This window comes from Ferrovibrio sp. GW821-FHT12F09 (assembly GCF_058806775.1).
This window is the reverse complement of record NZ_JBXAPZ010000001.1, coordinates 42,259-58,899: the sequence shown is the minus strand read 5'-3', so window position 1 is coordinate 58,899 and position 16,641 is coordinate 42,259. Positions and strand designations below refer to the sequence as shown.

Here is a 16,641-nt window from a genome sequence, read left to right as displayed (position 1 = left end):
CCAGGGCCTGCGTTAATCCTCTGCTGTAAAGGTCACTGTTCCGTCCGGCCCGGCCGCGCTAGGCTGCGGGTATGAGGCTGCCGGTGATACCCGTCTTTCTCGTCCTGACCCTGCTGGCTCGGCCCGTGGCAGCGGTCGAGCTGCGGCTGGCTTACACCGACCAGGATGTGCGGCCCTATCTGATGGGTGAAGGCCTCGTCACTCCCGGCCGGCCCGGCATGACCATCGACCTGGTGCAGCGCTGCGCCAATCGCCTTGGCGCCAACCTGCAGCTCACCCGCCTGCCGCCGCGCCGCCAGATCACCGAGACCCACGCGGGAAAACAGGACGGCATCATCGGCTATCGCTATTCCAGCGAACGCGCTGCCGATCTGATCTATCCGATGCGCAGCGGTGAGCTCGATCCGGCGCGCAGCGTGGTGCGGCTGGCCTATTCGATCTACCGCCGCCCGGGAGAGGCCGTCACCTGGGATGGTCGTGGCATCGGCGGCCTGGCCACGCCGGTCGCCGTCGGCGCCTCGCAACTGATCGCCGAGGCGCTGACCCGGCTCGGCGCCGGCGTTGTGCGGGTGGAGGGCGAGGCGCAGATGTTCGGCATGCTGACCTTGCGCCGCGTCGATGCCGTCGTGACGCTCGACATCATCGGCGACCGCCTGGCGCGCCAGGGTGGCCACAGTGCCGAAAAGCTCGCCCCGCCGCTGGTGGCGGAGGATTTCTACATTCCGGTCTCGCGGAGCTTCTATGCGGCCAACCGGGAGTTTGTCGATCGTTTCTGGCAGGCAATCGCCGAACTGCGCGATGCCACGTATGCGGAGTTGACGCCGGACTACCTGTTCTAGTCCGGCCGCAACCTTATCGAAAGGTAACTGCCTGCCTTGCAGGCAGCGGTCTAGACTGCGCCGCATGAAACGGCTGTCCTGCCTTGTGCTGCTTCTGACCGGTCTGCTCTGCGTCGATGCGCGGGCCGTGGAATTGCGTCTGGGGTATATCGATCGCGACCTGCAGCCTTTCCTGGTTGGCGAAGGCACGGCGATTCCGGCACGCCCCGGCATGACCATCGAGCTGTTGCAGCGGGCACTGGCGCGTACCGACGGCAAGGTGCAACTGGTGCGCATGCCGCTGCGCCGCCTGATCGAGGAAATCCGCGCCGATCACAAGGATGGCATTCTGGGGTATCGCTACGACACCGAACGCGCGGTCGACCTGGTTTATCCGATGCGCGGCGACAAGCCGGACAGTGCGCGCCATGCGCTGCGGCTGTCCTATGCGCTGTATCGCAAGCGGGGCGATGCCGTCGCCTGGGACGGCAGCATGATCACCGGGCTGCAGGGTTCGGTGGCCACCACCACGTCGGAACTGATGGCGCAGACCCTGCGGTCGCGCGGCATCGACATCGTGCCGCTGACCAGCAATGCGCAGATGTTCGGCATGCTGATGCTGGGTCGGGTCGATGCCGTGGTTACCCTGGAAGGCGTGGCGGACCGGCTGCTAATGCTGCAGAACAACACCCAGATCGAGAAGCTGCTGCCGCCGGTGGTGACGGCGGACTTCTATCTGCCGGTCTCGCGCCGTTTCCATGCGGCGCATCGCGATTTCACCGAGCGCCTGTGGCGGATCATGGGCGAACTGCGCGACGCCACGTATGCCGAGCTGACGCCAGATTACCTGTTCTAGCCCCGGAACGCATCTTTGCGTTTGCGGGTCTCGGCAAAGACCGCGACATCGTCGGCATCGGCCATGCCCAGGGTGGCGCGGATATTCTCGCTCATCGGGCGCAGGAAGGGATTGGTCGCCTTCTCTTCGTCCAAGGTGGAAGGCACGGTCGGCAGGCCGTTGGCGCGGGCCTCGCGGATGCGGTCGTAACGCAGCTTCAGCAGCTCGTTGCCCGGCTCCACGGTCACGGCAAAGCGCGCATTCGATTCCGTATATTCATGGGCGCAGTAGACCCGTGTCTCGTCGGGCAGGCGACGCAGCTTGCTCAAGGAGGACCACATCTGCGCCGGCGTGCCCTCGAACAGCCGGCCGCAGCCGAGCGCGAACAGCGTGTCGCCGCAGAACAGCGCGCTGGAATCGGCGAACCAGTAGGCGATATGGCCGCGCGTATGGCCGGGCACGTCGAAGACGCGCGCCATGGCATTGCCCAGGTTGATGCCCTCGTTGTCGGCCACGGCGATATCCAGGCCGGGGATGCGGTCCGCATCCGCTTCCGGACCGACGATCGTGCAGCCGGTGGCCTCTTTCAGGGCCATGTTGCCGCCCACATGGTCGGGGTGGTGATGGGTGTTGAGGATATGGGTCAGCGTCCAGCCGCGCTTTTTCAGCTCCGCCAGCACCGGCTCGTGCACGGCCGGGTCGACCACGCCGACGGCGCCGGTCTCGGGATCGCGGGCCAGGTAGATGTAATTGTCGTTCAGGACGGGGATCTGGACGATGTCGAGGGGCATGACCATCTCTATCAACGGGAACTGGAACAGGGATAATATAGCGCGATGCTGCGCCCCGATGTGATCGATCTGCGCGAATTTTACGCCAACCCTTTGGGGCGCGCGGTGCGCCACCTGCTGCGCCTGCGCCTGCGCGAATTCTGGCCCAATGTTCAGGGCATGACGGTGCTGGGCCTCGGCTTCGCCACGCCGTATTTGCGGATTTTTGAGGGCGAGGCCGAGCGCGTGATCGCCGCCATGCCCGGCCCCCAGGGCGTGGTGCGCTGGCCGCGCGGCCTGCCCGGCCGGGTGACGCTGGTGGACGAGGACGACCTGCCGCTGCCGGATGCATCGGTCGACCGGCTGCTGCTGATGCATGCGGTGGAGAATTCGGAAAACATCCGCGCGCTCTTACGCGAGGTCTGGCGCGTGCTGACGCCGCAGGGTCGATTGCTGGCGGTGGTGCCGAATCGCCGTGGCCTCTGGGCTCATATCGAGGCGACGCCGTTTGGCCAGGGCCATCCCTATACACCACCGCAGCTCACCCGCCTGATGCGCGACTCACTCTTCTCGCCGACCAAGTCGCAGACGGCGCTGTGGCTGCCGCCGTCCGACCGCGCCTTTGTCATCAAGGCGGTGGATGCCTGGGAGAAGACCGGCGAGATTCTGTGGAACCGCTTCTCCGGCGTGCTGCTGGTGGAAGCCGAAAAGCAGGTCTATGCCGGCGTGCCGGCGAAAGCCGTGAAGAGCAAGAAATTCCTGCTCAAGCCGAATACCCAGCCGGCCCAGCTCGGCGGCGCCCATCGCACGGACAATTCTGAAGACTGATCAGGCGCCGCCCGGATCAAGCACCACGGCGACGCAACAAGTAAACAGCCTGGGCGCCGAACCAGTTGGCGGGTGCATTCTGCAGGCGCTTGCTCTGGCCATCGACGGCAATGCGCTGTTCGACGATGAAGCCGTCGCGGGCGCAGAGTTCGTCGAAATCCTGGATGGTGCAGAGATGGATGTTCTGGGTCTGATACCAGGGATCGTCCAGCGCCGCCGTCATCGGCATGCGGCCGCCGAGCAGCAATTGGAGTCGCACGCGCCAATAGGCGAAATTCGGAAACGACACGATGGCGCGCTGGCCGATACGCAGCATCTCGTGCAGCACTTTACGCGGATTATGGGTGGCCTGCAGGGTGAGGCTCAGCACCACGTAATCGAAAGCCGCATCGGGATAATCCGGCAGGTCGTTGTCGGCATCGCCCTGGATCACGGACAGCCCACGCGCCACGCAGGCATTCACGCCAGCCTGGCGGATTTCGATGCCACGGCCGTCCACGTCCTTTTCGCGCGCCAGGTATTCCAGCAGGGCGCCGTCGCCGCAGCCGACATCCAGCAGGCGCGTCTTCGGCGCCACCATCTCGGCGATCAGCAGCAGGTCGCGGCGGATATCCTTGTGGGTCGCCGTCGCAATCGGGCGGGTCTGGTTCATGCCGCGCCCCCGGTCTGATTCAGGCCGCGCTGCTCGGCGCAGCCGTCGATGAAGCCCTTCAGCGTGCTGAACATCTCGGGCTCGTCGAGCAGGAAGGCGTCATGGCCCTTGTCGGTCTGGATTTCCACGAAGCTGACATTGGCCGCCGCCGCATTCAGGGCACGCACGATGTCCTTGTTCTCGGTCGTCGGGAACAGCCAGTCCGATGTGAACGAGACGACGCAGAACTTGGTCCGGCTGCCCTTGAACACGCCGGCCAGGTTGCCGCCAGCCTGCGCAGCCAGGTCGAAATAGTCCATCGCGCGGGTGATGTAGAGATAGGAGTTGGCGTCGAAGCGCTCCACGAAAGTCGAGCCCTGGTGCAGCAGGTAGCTTTCCACCTGGAACTCGGTCTCGAAACCATAGGTGATGCGTTCGCGGTTCTGCAGGTTGCGGCCGAACTTGCGGTGTAATGCGGCTTCCGACAGATAGGTGATATGCGCGGCCATGCGCGCCACCGCCAGGCCGGCGCGCGGGATCACGTCATGGGCGAAATAATCGCCCTTCTGCCAGTCGGGATCGGCATAGATCGCCTGCCGGCCCACTTCATGGAAGGCGATGTTCTGGGCCGAATGCTTGGCGGCGCAGGCAATCGGGATCGCGGCGAAGACGCGCTCGGGATAGCTGGCGGCCCATTGCAGCACCTGCATGCCGCCCATCGAGCCGCCGATGGCGCAGAACAGCTGCTGGATGCCGAGATGGTCCAGCAGCATGGCCTGGGCATTCACCATGTCGCGGATGGTGATGACCGGGAATTTCAGGCCGTAGGGTTTGCCGGTGGCGGCCTCGGTATCCTTGGGGCCGGACGAGCCCATGCAGCCGCCCAGCACATTGGTGCAGATCACGAAAAAGCGATCCGTATCGATCACCTTGCCGGGGCCGACCATGGTGACCCACCAGCCGGGCTTGCCGGTGATCGGGTTGGTGTTGGCCACATGCTGGTCGCCGGTGAGCGCATGGCAGATCAGCACCGCATTCGACCGGTCGGCATTCAGGTGGCCGTAGGTCGTATAGGCGATCTGGAAGGGACCGAGATCGAGCCCACAATCCAGCTTGAGCGGCAGGGTTTCGCCGAGCGTGACACGGTGGCCGGGCCCGATAGGGTCAAGGATATGCAAGGGGGGTAGCGCGGCACTCATAGGCAGCCGTTAATATCCTACAGGGCTTGGAGCGAGGAATCCGTCAGGACGGACCCCGGTACGGTCCCCGGCCGGGACCCTGTCCGGCGCGGGACCCCGTGCTTACGGACCCCCGGCCCCCCTGTCAACGGCTTCTTTGGCCACGGTTACTTTACCGGCCGCCCCCGGCCTTGCGGCCGGGCCGGCAGGCTCTTAAGACTATGCGGCTTTTTGCCCCCAGACCCATATCCATGAGCGATCACATACCCACCCTGGCCGATCTGCGGCACGAGATCGATGTGCTGGATGACCAGATCCAGGACCTGCTGCGCCGTCGCGCCGAGGCGGTGGCCCGCGTGGCCGGCGCCAAGGCCCGCGAAGGCGCGCCCGGCACGGTGCTGCGGCCCGGCCGCGAGGCGCAGATCCTGCGCCGCCTGATGGACCGTCATCGCGGCGGCCTGCCGGCGGCGGCGCTGACCCGCATCTGGCGCGAGATGATTACTGCGCTCTATCACCTGCAGGCGCCGGTGAAGGTGGCCGTGCATGCGCCCAACAAGTCGGCGGCGCGCTGGGACCTGGCGCGCGACTATTACGGCTCGACCACGCCTCTGCAGCTCTGCACCACTGCCAGTGCGGTGCTGCGCGCCATGTCGGGGCAGCCCGGCACGCTCGGCATCATGGCACTGCCCGAAGAGGGCGAGAAGGAAAGCTGGTGGCCTTTGCTGGCCAGCCGTTCGACCGAGACGCCGCGCATCATCGCCCGGCTGCCCTTCGTGCCCAATCCCACCGGCCAGATGGCCGGCGACCTGGGCGCCTATGTGATCGCCAATGTGGGGCCCGAGGAATCGGGCGACGACTGCACGCTGGTGGTGCTGCAGATGACTGAGGCATCCCCCAGCCTGGCGCGGATTTCCACGCTGCTGGGCAAGGCGGGGCTGGAGGGGCGCGTGCTGGCCCAGTATCGTCAGGGCGATTACGGTGCCCGGGTGCTGCTGGATATCGCCGGGTTCATCGCCGATGGCGATGACCGCCTGGCCGTGCTGGTCAATGCCGAGGCCGGCATCACCGATGCCGTGGTGATCGGCGCCTATGCCGTGCCGCTGGCCGACGAGGCAGCCTGAGACGATTTGATCTGAAGGAGTGAGTGCCGTGACTGCACCGAAGCCGCAACCCGGAATTCTCGATATCGCGCCCTACAAGGGCGGCGAGGCCGCCGTGCCGGGCGTGACCAAGGTGCACAAGCTCTCCTCCAACGAGTCGCCGATGGGCCCGAGCCCCAAGGCGATGGAGGTTTTCAAACAGATGGCCGGCGAACTGCACCGCTATCCCGATGGCGGCGTCGAGACGCTGCGTCAGGCGCTGGCGAAGCACTATGGCGTGCCGGCCGACAATCTCGTCTGCTCGAACGGCTCGGACGAGATGATCTCGCTGATCTGCGCCGCCTATGTCGGTCCGGGCGATGAGGTCGTGTATTCGCAATACGGCTTCATGATGTATCCGATCGCCACCATGGCGCGCGGCGCCAAGCCCGTCGTGGCGCCGGAGAAGAACTTCACTTCCGACGTGGATGCGCTGCTTGCCGCCGTCACGCCGAAGACCAAGGTGGTGTTCCTCACCAATCCGAACAATCCGACCGGCACGTATATTTCCGCGTCCGAGCTGCGCCGCCTGCGGGACGGCCTGCCGGCTGGCGTGCTGTTGGTGGTGGATGCGGCCTATGCCGAATACGTGTCGCGCAACGACTATTCCAACGGCATGGAACTGGTGGCTTCGCGCGACGACACTATGATGCTGCGTACGTTTTCCAAGATTTACGGCCTCGCCGCCCTGCGTCTGGGCTGGGCCTATGCGCCGGCCAATGTGGTGGCGGTGCTGCATCGCGTGCGCGGGCCATTCAACGTCAACGCCGCGGCCCAGGCTGCCGGCGCCGCGGCGCTGGACGATACCGCCTGGCTCGACAAGACCCGCGCCCATAACGATGCCGAACTGGCCCGCGTCACTGCGGCGCTGGAAAAGATCGGCCTCAAGGTTGTGCCCAGCGTGGCCAACTTCCTGCTGATGCGCTTCCCCGGCGGCGCCGAACAGGTGAAGGCAGCCGATGCGGCCCTGCGCCAGCGCGGCCTGATCCTGCGCGGCATGGGTGGCTATGGCCTGCCCGACTGCCTGCGCCTGTCTATCGGCACAGTGGAGGAGGATGACATGGTCATCGCCGCCCTGACTGCCGTGATGAAGGGCTGAGATGTTTAACCGCCTCGCCATTATCGGCATCGGACTGATCGGTTCGTCGATCGCCCATGCCGTGCGCGAGCAGGGTCTGGCGCAGCATATCGCGGTCGCCGATGCCAGCGAGAAGCATCGCACCGAAGCAGCGGCGCTGAAGCTGGCCGACTCCGTCCATGGCGATGCGGCCGAAGCCGCGAAAGACGCCGATCTGGTGCTGTTCTGCGTGCCGCTGGGCGCCAATGCTGCCGTCGCCCGCCATGTCGGCCCGGCGCTGAAAACAGGCGCCATCGTCTCCGATGTCGGTTCGTGCAAGCAGGCCGTCATCAACGACATCGCGCCGCATCTACCCGCTGGCGTGCATCTGGTGCCCGGGCATCCGGTCGCCGGCACCGAGCATTCCGGCCCGAAGGCTGGTTTCGCCAGCCTGTTCCAGAACCGCTGGTGCATCCTGACGCCGGAAGCCGCCACCGATGCCGGTGCGGTGGAGAAGATGAAAGCCTTCTGGACCGCGATCGGCAGCAAGGTCGAGCTGATGGAGCCGCGTCATCACGATCTGGTGCTGGCGATCACCAGCCATGTGCCGCATCTGATCGCCTACAACATCGTCGGCACCGCCGATGACCTTGAGGCGGTGACCGAGTCGGAAGTCATCAAGTATTCCGCCGGCGGTTTCCGCGACTTCACGCGTATCGCCGCCTCCGACCCCACCATGTGGCGCGACGTCTTCCTCAACAACAAGGATGCCGTGCTGGAAATGCTCGGCCGCTTCACCGAGGACCTGATCGCCCTGCAGCGCTCGATCCGCTGGGGCGAGGGCGATGCGCTGTTCGAGCTGTTCACCCGCACCCGCACGATCCGCCGCGCCATCATCGATGCCGGCCAGGAAACCGCCGCGCCCGATTTCGGGCGCTCGGGCAGCCCTACGGCTGCGGCAAAACCGGCGAAAGACTGAACAGCCGCAGCGGCCCGAGCGACAGCCAGCCGTCCTGGGCGCTGAACTGCGCCGGAATATACGATCCACCCTTGTCGTCGCGCTTGGCCAGCATGGCCGCGCCGGTCTTGGCCAGGGCTGCATCCTGCGGCCGCATCCGGCCGGCGGTCACCAGCGCGTCGAAGGCGGCCTCGGCACCGCGGATCTGGCCGCTCATGGCGCCCAGCGGCCGGAACTGCTTGTCCAGGCTCAGGCTGCCTTCGCCATCCAGTTTCAGCGCGCCCCAGTTCAAGACAAGACTCTGGATATCCACCACGCCGCCGGCGTCGCGCCAGCTGCCGAGCAGCTCTTCCGGCGTTTTGCCAAAGGCGGCGCCGCGCGCGGTGCCGATCAGTTTCACCTGCGCCATGGCGCGGCCGAGCGGGCCATCCATGGCCGGCGGCAGGGTGACGGCTTCGGCCTGCAATGCGAGATCGGTGCTGGGCGGCATATCGCCGTTGCGGCGGGCATGCAGCAGCAGCTTGTCGGCGCGCCAGTCGCCCCGGATCGCCTCGCCGCTGATCTGCGTCTTGGTCAGGTCGGCGGCGACGCGCAGCCAGTTGCCGGCGCCGTCCAGCACCAGGCTGGCGCGGGTCTTGTCGCTGCGGATCGTCACCTGGCGGTCGGCATTGTCGAGCCGCCAGCCGATGCGCTGGCTGCCGCCCAGATCGAAGATCACATGCTGCAGCTCCCAGAGCTGCAGATGCGCGGTGATCTCGTCGGCTTCCAGTTTCCAGCCGGCGGGATTCTGCGGATCGTGCCAGCGCGGCTTGGTCAGCGTCAGCGACAGGCGATAGGGAAAGCCCCAGAGCCGGCGGCCGTCATAGCCGGCGTCGCGTCCCAGGCTGCGCTGGGTTTCGACCCAGGCATCGGCCTGGGCCGCCAGGCGGTCGGCCAGATGCGACCACAGGACGTAATAACCGAGCAAAGCCCCGAGAATCAGGCCGGCGAGAATGACGTAGCGCATGGCATCGATATAGCAGGCCGCAGCCGGCTGTTACAGGGGCGGCTGTTACAGGCCCGGCTTGTCAGTCCCCTGCGCTTGCCATAGATGGCCAATCATAGAATAGTGCTGAAAACCGCAGGCTTCCCGTCCTTGTCCGCCATGTCGCCTCCCGTCGCAATTTCCTCGCCCGCGCAACGCTGGGCCCTCGCTGCCATGCCCGGCGTGTTCGTGCTGCTGTGGTCGACCGGCTTCATCGGCGCCAAGCTCGGCCTGCCTTATGCCGAGCCGATGACCTTCCTGGTCCTGCGCTTCGCCATCGTCACCGTGCTGCTTTGCCTCTTTGCCGCGCTGACGGCGGCGCCCTGGCCGAAAAGCTGGACGGAAGCCGGTCATGTCGCCTTTGCCGGACTGCTGCTGCAGGCGGTTTATCTCGGCGGTGTTTTCGCCTCGATCTTCCATGGCGTGCCGGCCGGCATCTCGGCGCTGATCGTCGGCATCCAGCCGCTGCTGGTCGCGGCGGCGGCCGCCCCGGTGCTGGGCGAGACGGTGACGCGGCGTCAGTGGCTCGGCCTCGCGCTCGGCCTTGGCGGGGTGGTGCTGGTGGTCTGGACCAAGCTCGATCTCGGCATCGGCACCGCCTGGGGCTACGCGCTGTCGGTGATCGCGCTGTTCGGCATCACCATCGGCACGCTCTATCAGAAGAAGTTCTGCCCGCAGATCGACCTGCGCTCGGGCACGGCGATCCAGTTCGGCGCCACCACCGTGGCGCTGGTGCCGTTTGCGCTGCTGTTTGAAACCCGGCAGGTGGTCTGGAGCGGCGAATTTCTCTTCGCGCTCGGCTGGCTCTGCATCGTGCTGTCGCTCGGCGCCATCACGCTGCTGTTCATCCTGATCAAGCGCGGCGCGGCGTCCACGGTCTCCAGTCTGTTCTTCCTGGTGCCGCCCTGCACGGCGCTGGTGGCCTATATCCTGTTCGGCGAGCAGCTCAGCCTCCTGGCGCTGATCGGCATGGCGGTCACCATGGTGGGCGTGGCGCTGGTCAATACGCCGGCGCGCAAATGAAGCGCGCGCCGATCCCCTTCGATCATGAAGAGCCGCTGCCCGGCGAGGCAGCGCCGCCTTATCCGCGCATCAAGCCGCCGAAGGGCGAAGCGCTCTGGGTCTATGGCTACGGCTCGCTGATGTGGGATCCGGGTTTTCCCTACACCGCCGTGCGGCAGGCGCGGCTCTGGGGCTATCACCGCGGCTTCTGCGTCTGGTCGCATCGCTATCGCGGCACGCCGGAAGCACCGGGCCTGGTGCTCGGCCTGATGCCCGGCGGCTCCTGCATCGGTCGTGCCTTCCGCGTGAGGCGCGCCGATCAGGACGCCGTGATCGACTATCTCTACCGTCGCGAGATGGTCACCGGCGTCTATCGCCCGGGCTTCCATCTGGCCGCCATGGAAAACGGCGAGCGCGCCAATGTGCTGGCCTTTGTCGCCGATCCGCAGCACAAGCAGTATGCCGGCCATCTGAGCGAGCGCCAGGTGGTGAAGGTGATCGCCACCTGCTGCGGCGCGCGCGGTCCGAATGCCGCCTACCTGGCCAATACCGTGCAGCACCTGGACGCCCTCGGCATCGGCGACGGGCCGCTGCATCATCTGCTCAAGGCCGTGAAAAAGCGCTGCCCGGATATTTGAAGAGGAAAACGCCATGGACATGATCCGCCTCGGCCAGACCGGCGTGAAGGTCTCTAAGCTTTGCCTCGGCTGCATGACCTATGGCGATCCGGCATGGCGCAGCTGGGTGCTGCCGGAAGCCGAGTCCGAGCCTTTCTTCCACCGCGCGGTGGAGGCCGGCATCAATTTCTTCGATACGGCCGATGTCTATTCCACCGGCGTCAGCGAAGAGATCACCGGCCGCATGCTGAAAAAGTATGCCAAACGCGACGAGATCGTGCTAGCCACCAAGGTCTACAACCCGATGGGGCCGCACCCGAACCAGGCCGGCCTGTCGCGCAAGCATATCATGCAGGCCATCGATGCCAGCCTGCAGCGGCTCGGCACCGATTATGTCGATCTCTACCAGATCCACCGCTACGACGCGCAGGTGCCGGTCGAAGAAACGCTGGATGCGCTGAACGATGTGGTGAAGGCCGGTAAGGCGCTCTATATCGGCGCCTCCTCGATGTTCGCCTGGCAGTTCGCCGATGCATTGCATCGGCAGCAGCAGAATGGCTGGGCTAAGTTTGTTACCATGCAGAACCACTACAACCTGGTCTATCGTGAGGAAGAGCGCGAGATGCTGCCGCTCTGTCGCAGCTTCGGCATTGGCGTGATCCCTTGGTCACCGCTGGCGCGCGGCTTCCTGGCCGGTGGCCGTGTGAAACAGGGCTGGGGCGAGACCGAGCGCGCCAAGACCGACGACATCGCCCAGCGCATGTATTACCAGCCGGGCGACTTCACCATCGCTGAAAGGGTGTCTTCGCTTGCAGAAGCGCGCGGCATCAAGCCGGCGCAGATGGCGCTGGCCTGGATCCTGTCAAAGCCGGTGGTGACGGCGCCGATCATCGGCGCCAGTAAGATGTACCAGCTGGAGGACGCGCTCGGTGCGCTGGGGGTGACTTTAACGGCCGACGAGATCAAGGCGCTGGAAGAACCCTACCAGCCGCATCCGGTGCTGGGGCATAGCTGATACCCAAACAATGTCATGGCCGGGCTTGACCCGGCCATCCACGTGCGAGGGTTCTCAGTAAAGACGTGGATGCCCGGCACAAGGCTGGGTATGACAGGGAGGTTTACGCCTTATATGAATCGCGCAATTCGCGCTTCAGCACCTTGCCAATCGCGCTGCGCGGCAGGGTGTCCGTGAAACGGATGGCGGAGATGCGCTGCATCTTGCCGAGTTTCGCATTCACCCAGGCAAGCAGGACATCCGCCGCCACATCCGCACCCGGCTGCAGCACCACGAAAGCCACCGGGGTTTCGCCCCAGGCTTCCGATGGCACGCCCACCACCGCCACGTCGAACACGGCTTCGTGCTGCTTCAGCACGGCTTCCAGGTCGCTCGGATAGATGTTGAAGCCGCCGGAGATGACCATGTCCTTGCGGCGGTCCATCAGCTGCAGGAAGCCGTCGGCGTCGAAGCGCCCGAGATCGCCGGTGCGGATGAAGCGGCGGCCGTCGGGTGCGAACCACTCGGCATCGGCCGTCTTGCCCGGCTGCTTGTGATAGTTGGTCATGGTGGCGCCGGAATGGCCGACCACCTCGCCGATCTCACCGGGCTTGACCGCATTGCCCTGCTCATCGAGCAGGCGAATGTCATGGCCCTCGGCCGGCTTGCCCACGGTATGCAGCTTGTCCGGGAACTCGTCGGCGACCAGGATGCAGGTGCCGCCGCCTTCGGTCATGCCGTAGAATTCGATCAGCTTGCCGGGCCAGCGTTTCAGGATGTCGGCCTTCAGTTCGGCCGCAAACGGCGCACTGGTGCAGAATTTGGCGCGATAGGCCGAGAGGTCGTAAGAGTCGAAATCCGGATGCGCCATCACGCGCCGGTACTGCACCGGCACCAGCATGGTGTGGCTGACGCGATGCTGCTGCGCGAGGTGTAAGTATTTCTCCACGTCGAATTTCGCCATCAGCACCGCCGTGCCGCCGCCTGCCAGGGTGGGAAACAGACTCACTAAAGTCGTATTGGAATAGAGCGGCGTGGACAGCAGTGTGACGGCGGCGCGGTCATAGCCGTAAGAATTGGCGCGCTGCATATGGCCCCAGCGCATGCCATGGGGCTGCACGATACCCTTGGGCGTGCCGGTGGTGCCGGAGGAATAGATGATGTTGAAGGGCATCTCCGGCGTGATCTCGACCGGCTGCGGTTTCGCATCCACAGGTGCCAGCCATTGCTCGAATTCGGCGGTATCCAGCCGGATGCGACGCGGCAGCTGCCCCAGCACGCCTTTCAGGGCTGTTTCATTCTCGCCATCAAGAAACAGGATCGCGGCATCGGCATCCTGCGCCATGGCAACGATCTGTTCCGGCAGCGACGACGGCGCCAGCGGCGCCACGGCGAGACCGGCGCGCAGGCCGCCCAGATAGGCCGTCACATAGTCGTTGCGCGAGGCACTGACGATGCTGATGGCGTGTTTCGCGCCATCGCGCTGCAGGGCGGCGGCCACGCGGTCGGCGCGCCTGTCCAGCTGCGCATAGGTCAGGGTGCCGTCTGCGTCGATCACGGCCGGATGCTGCGGCCGTTCGGCTGCATGGGCCCGGACCAGGTCGGACAGCGTGGCAAACGCGCTGTTCAGAACGTCATCAGCGTCACTCATGCGAACTCCATGCCGATGATGGCGCTTAAGTCTCGCAGCGCCGTGTCGGGGTCTTCCACCTTGATGGTGCGCATGCCCATGGCGGCGGCGGGTTTCAGGTTGATGCCGAGATCGTCGAGGAACACGGCCTCGGCCGGCTTGATCTCCAGCAGTTCGCAGGCGCGCATATAGAAAGCCGGCTCGGGCTTGCGCACGCCGACCTTGCTCGATTCCACGATGACGTCGAACAGCGCCATCACCTCGGCCACGGCTTTGGCTTTCTCGGGGCTCACGCTCATGGCCGAGCCATGGCCGATCGGCATGTTGTTGGTCAGGCAGGCGACCTTGAACCGCGTCTTCACCTGTTTCAGCGCCGCCACCATGCGTGGCCGCACCTCGCCCGAAATCAGCGCCAGCAGGTCGCGGCCATGCACGGCCTGGCCCAGCGCCGTGCTCTCGGCCAGGAACATCTCGCCGAAACGGGCGGCATCCACCTCGCCGCGCTCGAAGCAGGCCCAGGCATTGCCGTGCGGATTGGTGCTGTTCACCCGGCGCAGGAAATCGCGCGGCAGGCCGCGGCTCTCCTCGAAGCGGCGGAAGGCCTCAAACGGCGAGGTGAGGATCACCCCGCCGAAATCCCATAAGACGGCTTTGATGGCAGACGCGGTCTGGCCCTGCATTGGCTCTTCAGTACGGAACGTTTCCCTTAGGGCAGGTTCAGACCCCGCCCTTTATCCGCACTTACTATAGCCGCAGGAGGTGCAGGTGTCGCAACCCTCGGACTTGATCAGGCCGGGCTGGCCGCATTTCGGGCACTGGCGCAGGCCCGATAAAGGCTTCGGCGTCTCGGCATTCACCGCCAGCGCCAGCACGGCGCTGTCCTCGCGCTTGGCATTGGGATCGGCCATGAAGCCGATGGCGATCAGATGCTGCTCGATCACCTCGCCGATGGCGGCCAGCAGCGAGGGCACATAGCGGCCGTTCATCCAGTGGCCGCCACGTGGATCGAACACCGCCTTCAGCTCGTCCACCACGAAGCTGACATCGCCGCCACGACGGAACACCGCCGAGATCATGCGGGTGAGCGCCACGGTCCAGGCGTAATGCTCGGTATTCTTCGAATTGACGAAGACCTCGAACGGCCGCAGGCGGCCATCCTGCAGGATGTCGTTCAGCGTGATGTACATCGCGTGTTCGGAATCCGGCCAGGTGATCTTGTAGGTGCGGCCGGGCAGGGCTTCCGGGCGGTCCAGCGGCTTGGTCATGTAGATGACGCCGCCGGCGGCCAGCGGATCGCGCGGCTTCACGGTCTGGATCGGCTTGGCGGTCGGCAGCAGCGGCAGCTCGGCCTGCTGCACGGCGTCCGGCGCCGGCTTCTTCTCGTCCTTCTTGATGGTCAGCACCGAGCCGGTGATCTCGTTCGGGCGATAGGTGGTGCAGCCCTTGCAGCCCTGGTCATAGGCCATCAGGTAGATGTCCTTGAAGCTCTCGAAATCGATATCTTCAGGCACGTTGATGGTCTTGGAGATCGAGCTGTCGATGTATTTCTGCACCGCGGCCTGCACGCGCACATGGTCGGCCGGCGCCAGCCCCTGCGCATCCACAAAGGCCTCGGTCAGCGGCACATTCTCGCCCTTGATCTGGCGATACAGCCGATAGGCGTAGTCGCTCACCTCTTCCTGCCGGCGGCTGCCATCGGGCATCAGCACGGTGCGGGTGTAGGTGAAGCTGAACACCGGCTCCAGGCCGGACGACACATTGTCGGCGAACAGTGAAATGGTGCCGGTCGGGGCGATCGAGGTCAGCAGCGCGTTGCGGATGCCATGCTGGGCGATGGCGTCACGCACATCGGCATCCAGCTCGGCAATGCTCTCGCCGGCCAGATACTGGTCGCGGTCGAACAGCGGAAACGCGCCTTTCTCCCTAGCGAGATCGGTGGAGGCCAGATAGGCGGCGCGCTGCAGGCGCTTCATCCAGGCCTCGATCAGCTTCACCGACTGGGCCGAGCCGTAGCGCACGCCGACCATGATCAGCGCATCGGCCAGGCCGGTGACGCCCAGCCCGATACGGCGCTTGGCGCGCGCCTCGGCGGCCTGCTGCGGCAGCGGGAAATTCGAGACATCGATGGTGTTGTCCATCATGCGCACGGCATTGCGCGTCAGGTTGTCCAGCGCGTCCAGATCGAGGGCTGCGTCAGCCTCGAACGGGTTCTTGACCAGGCGCGCCAGGTTGATCGAGCCGAGCAGGCAAGCCCCGTAGGGCGGCAGCGGCTGTTCGCCGCAGGGGTTGGTGGCGCTGATGGTCTCGCAGTAATGCAGGTTGTTGCGGCGGTTGATGCGGTCGATGAAGATCACGCCGGGCTCGGCATAGGCATAGGTCGCCCGCATGATCTTGTCCCACAGCTCGCGCGCCTGCACGGTGCGATAGGCGGTGCCGTTGAAGCTCAGCTCCCAGGGCAGGTTCTGCTTCACGGCATTCATGAAGGCGTCGGTCACCAGCACCGAGAGATTGAACATGCGCAGGCGGTTGGCCTCGCGCTTGGCCTCGATGAAGGCCTCGATATCGGGATGGTCGCAGCGCAGCGTCGCCATCATGGCGCCGCGGCGGCTGCCAGCCGACATGATGGTGCGGCACATGGCGTCCCACACATCCATGAAGGTGAGCGGGCCCGAGGCATCGGCGCCCACGCCCTTCACCGGTGCGCCGCGCGGGCGCAGCGTCGAGAAGTCATAGCCGATGCCGCCGCCCTGCTGCATGGTCAGCGCGGCTTCCTTCAGATGCTCGAAGATGCCGCCCATGTCGTCGGGCACGGTGCCCATGACAAAGCAGTTGAACAGCGTGACCTTGCGCGCGGTGCCGGCGCCGGCCACGATCCGCCCGGCCGGCAGGAAGCGGAAATCCTGCAAAGCTTCGGTGAAGGCCGGCAGATGCGCGGCCGGGTCTGTCTCAGCCACGGCCAAGGCACCGGCGATGCGGCGCCAGGTATCGTCGATGGTCTGGTCCACCGGCGTGCCGTCGGCGCCCTTCAGGCGGTATTTCATGTCCCAGATCTGCTGGGAAATCGGTGCAATCGGCGACATGCGGGTAATCCTGAAACAGACGAAAAGCGGCGCGAGAAAGCTCTGCGCCGCGGGGATAAAGTCAGCGTGACTCTATCGCC

General features: G+C 65.5%; 16 protein-coding genes. 9 read left to right on the top strand and 7 right to left on the bottom strand.

Annotated features, from left to right (window positions below):
- Nucleotides 1–71 precede the first annotated feature (71 nt).
- Both AC1ROB_RS00270 and AC1ROB_RS00265 read left to right on the top strand, forming a co-directional pair.
- Nucleotides 72–839 carry a substrate-binding periplasmic protein gene (locus AC1ROB_RS00270; protein ID WP_492972774.1) on the top strand — a complete coding sequence of 256 codons (768 nt, stop codon included), beginning with the start codon at nucleotides 72–74 and terminating at the stop codon, nucleotides 837–839.
- A gap of 64 nt (nucleotides 840–903) precedes the next feature.
- Entirely contained in the window at nucleotides 904–1,674 is a 771-nt protein-coding gene (locus AC1ROB_RS00265) for a substrate-binding periplasmic protein (protein WP_492972775.1), read from the top strand.
- Here the strand turns inward: AC1ROB_RS00265 and gloB are convergent.
- Entirely contained in the window at nucleotides 1,671–2,444 is a 774-nt protein-coding gene (gloB, locus tag AC1ROB_RS00260) for a hydroxyacylglutathione hydrolase (protein ID WP_492972776.1), read from the bottom strand. The genes AC1ROB_RS00265 and gloB overlap by 4 nt on opposite strands.
- A gap of 45 nt (nucleotides 2,445–2,489) precedes the next feature.
- Between gloB and AC1ROB_RS00255 the strand changes: the two genes are divergently transcribed.
- A complete protein-coding gene (locus AC1ROB_RS00255; RefSeq protein ID WP_492972777.1) occupies nucleotides 2,490–3,251 on the top strand; it encodes a class I SAM-dependent methyltransferase in 762 nt (253 codons plus the stop codon).
- Between the two features lie 16 nt (nucleotides 3,252–3,267).
- Here the strand turns inward: AC1ROB_RS00255 and metW are convergent, their stop codons facing one another.
- Both metW and metX read right to left on the bottom strand, forming a co-directional pair.
- Nucleotides 3,268–3,903, bottom strand: coding sequence for a methionine biosynthesis protein MetW (gene metW, locus AC1ROB_RS00250; protein WP_492972778.1), 636 nt, complete (start codon nucleotides 3,901–3,903; stop codon nucleotides 3,268–3,270).
- The gene (metX, locus tag AC1ROB_RS00245) at nucleotides 3,900–5,081 is read right to left on the bottom strand and encodes a homoserine O-acetyltransferase MetX (RefSeq protein WP_492972779.1); all 1,182 of its coding nucleotides are present in this window, start codon (nucleotides 5,079–5,081) and stop codon (nucleotides 3,900–3,902) included. Before metX ends, metW begins: the two co-directional genes overlap by 4 nt.
- A gap of 230 nt (nucleotides 5,082–5,311) precedes the next feature.
- Between metX and pheA the strand changes: the two genes are divergently transcribed.
- The 3 genes from pheA to AC1ROB_RS00230 are packed head-to-tail and all read left to right on the top strand — an operon-like array spanning nucleotide 5,312 to nucleotide 8,235.
- Entirely contained in the window at nucleotides 5,312–6,181 is an 870-nt protein-coding gene (gene pheA / locus AC1ROB_RS00240; protein WP_492972780.1) for a chorismate mutase, read from the top strand.
- A gap of 28 nt (nucleotides 6,182–6,209) precedes the next feature.
- The gene (hisC, locus tag AC1ROB_RS00235; RefSeq protein WP_492972781.1) at nucleotides 6,210–7,298 is read left to right on the top strand and encodes a histidinol-phosphate transaminase; all 1,089 of its coding nucleotides are present in this window, start codon (nucleotides 6,210–6,212) and stop codon (nucleotides 7,296–7,298) included.
- A gap of 1 nt (nucleotide 7,299) precedes the next feature.
- On the top strand, nucleotides 7,300–8,235 hold the full coding sequence (locus AC1ROB_RS00230; RefSeq protein WP_492972782.1) for a prephenate/arogenate dehydrogenase family protein: 936 nt from the start codon (nucleotides 7,300–7,302) through the stop codon (nucleotides 8,233–8,235).
- Here AC1ROB_RS00230 and AC1ROB_RS00225 read toward each other — a convergent pair.
- A complete protein-coding gene (locus AC1ROB_RS00225) occupies nucleotides 8,204–9,220 on the bottom strand; it encodes a DUF2125 domain-containing protein (RefSeq protein ID WP_492972783.1) in 1,017 nt (338 codons plus the stop codon). The genes AC1ROB_RS00230 and AC1ROB_RS00225 overlap by 32 nt on opposite strands.
- A gap of 138 nt (nucleotides 9,221–9,358) precedes the next feature.
- Between AC1ROB_RS00225 and AC1ROB_RS00220 the strand changes: the two genes are divergently transcribed.
- Genes AC1ROB_RS00220 through AC1ROB_RS00210 form a run of 3 tightly spaced genes read left to right on the top strand, consistent with a single transcriptional unit; the run spans nucleotide 9,359 to nucleotide 11,872 of the window.
- Nucleotides 9,359–10,261 carry a DMT family transporter gene (locus tag AC1ROB_RS00220; RefSeq protein WP_492972784.1) on the top strand — a complete coding sequence of 301 codons (903 nt, stop codon included), beginning with the start codon at nucleotides 9,359–9,361 and terminating at the stop codon, nucleotides 10,259–10,261.
- Entirely contained in the window at nucleotides 10,258–10,878 is a 621-nt protein-coding gene (locus AC1ROB_RS00215) for a gamma-glutamylcyclotransferase (protein ID WP_492972785.1), read from the top strand. Before AC1ROB_RS00220 ends, AC1ROB_RS00215 begins: the two co-directional genes overlap by 4 nt.
- Nucleotides 10,879–10,891: 13 nt before the next feature.
- Complete coding sequence (locus AC1ROB_RS00210) at nucleotides 10,892–11,872, top strand: aldo/keto reductase (protein ID WP_492972786.1); 981 nt, start codon at nucleotides 10,892–10,894, stop codon at nucleotides 11,870–11,872.
- Nucleotides 11,873–11,975: 103 nt separating this feature from the next.
- On the opposite strand, the gene AC1ROB_RS00205 is transcribed toward AC1ROB_RS00210, so the two are convergent.
- From AC1ROB_RS00205 to AC1ROB_RS00195, 3 genes are read right to left on the bottom strand one after another with little or no spacing between them, the layout of a single operon-like run.
- Nucleotides 11,976–13,502: a class I adenylate-forming enzyme family protein gene (locus AC1ROB_RS00205; RefSeq protein WP_492972787.1), complete on the bottom strand. Its 1,527-nt coding sequence runs from the start codon at nucleotides 13,500–13,502 to the stop codon at nucleotides 11,976–11,978.
- Nucleotides 13,499–14,161, bottom strand: a complete 663-nt coding sequence (locus AC1ROB_RS00200; RefSeq protein WP_492972788.1) for an HAD-IA family hydrolase — start codon at nucleotides 14,159–14,161, stop codon at nucleotides 13,499–13,501. Before AC1ROB_RS00200 ends, AC1ROB_RS00205 begins: the two co-directional genes overlap by 4 nt.
- A 51-nt stretch (nucleotides 14,162–14,212) precedes the next feature.
- Nucleotides 14,213–16,561: an adenosylcobalamin-dependent ribonucleoside-diphosphate reductase gene (locus AC1ROB_RS00195; RefSeq protein ID WP_492972789.1), complete on the bottom strand. Its 2,349-nt coding sequence runs from the start codon at nucleotides 16,559–16,561 to the stop codon at nucleotides 14,213–14,215.
- Nucleotides 16,562–16,641 lie beyond the last annotated feature (80 nt).

Bases quoted from the DNA above. Each gene is read 5' to 3' on its own strand.
- AC1ROB_RS00205 (WP_492972787.1), bottom strand. From the start codon at position 13,502: ATGAGTGACGCTGATGACGTTCTGAACAGCGCGTTTGCCACGCTGTCC.
- AC1ROB_RS00215 (WP_492972785.1), top strand. From the start codon at position 10,258: ATGAAGCGCGCGCCGATCCCCTTCGATCATGAAGAGCCGCTGCCCGGC.
- AC1ROB_RS00230 (WP_492972782.1), top strand. From the start codon at position 7,300: ATGTTTAACCGCCTCGCCATTATCGGCATCGGACTGATCGGTTCGTCG.
- AC1ROB_RS00195 (WP_492972789.1), bottom strand. From the start codon at position 16,561: ATGTCGCCGATTGCACCGATTTCCCAGCAGATCTGGGACATGAAATAC.
- pheA (WP_492972780.1), top strand. From the start codon at position 5,312: ATGAGCGATCACATACCCACCCTGGCCGATCTGCGGCACGAGATCGAT.
- metW (WP_492972778.1), bottom strand. From the start codon at position 3,903: ATGAACCAGACCCGCCCGATTGCGACGGCGACCCACAAGGATATCCGC.
- gloB (WP_492972776.1), bottom strand. From the start codon at position 2,444: ATGCCCCTCGACATCGTCCAGATCCCCGTCCTGAACGACAATTACATC.
- AC1ROB_RS00255 (WP_492972777.1), top strand. From the start codon at position 2,490: ATGCTGCGCCCCGATGTGATCGATCTGCGCGAATTTTACGCCAACCCT.
- AC1ROB_RS00220 (WP_492972784.1), top strand. From the start codon at position 9,359: ATGTCGCCTCCCGTCGCAATTTCCTCGCCCGCGCAACGCTGGGCCCTC.
- AC1ROB_RS00265 (WP_492972775.1), top strand. From the start codon at position 904: ATGAAACGGCTGTCCTGCCTTGTGCTGCTTCTGACCGGTCTGCTCTGC.
- AC1ROB_RS00210 (WP_492972786.1), top strand. From the start codon at position 10,892: ATGGACATGATCCGCCTCGGCCAGACCGGCGTGAAGGTCTCTAAGCTT.
- AC1ROB_RS00225 (WP_492972783.1), bottom strand. From the start codon at position 9,220: ATGCGCTACGTCATTCTCGCCGGCCTGATTCTCGGGGCTTTGCTCGGT.
- AC1ROB_RS00270 (WP_492972774.1), top strand. From the start codon at position 72: ATGAGGCTGCCGGTGATACCCGTCTTTCTCGTCCTGACCCTGCTGGCT.
- metX (WP_492972779.1), bottom strand. From the start codon at position 5,081: ATGAGTGCCGCGCTACCCCCCTTGCATATCCTTGACCCTATCGGGCCC.
- AC1ROB_RS00200 (WP_492972788.1), bottom strand. From the start codon at position 14,161: ATGCAGGGCCAGACCGCGTCTGCCATCAAAGCCGTCTTATGGGATTTC.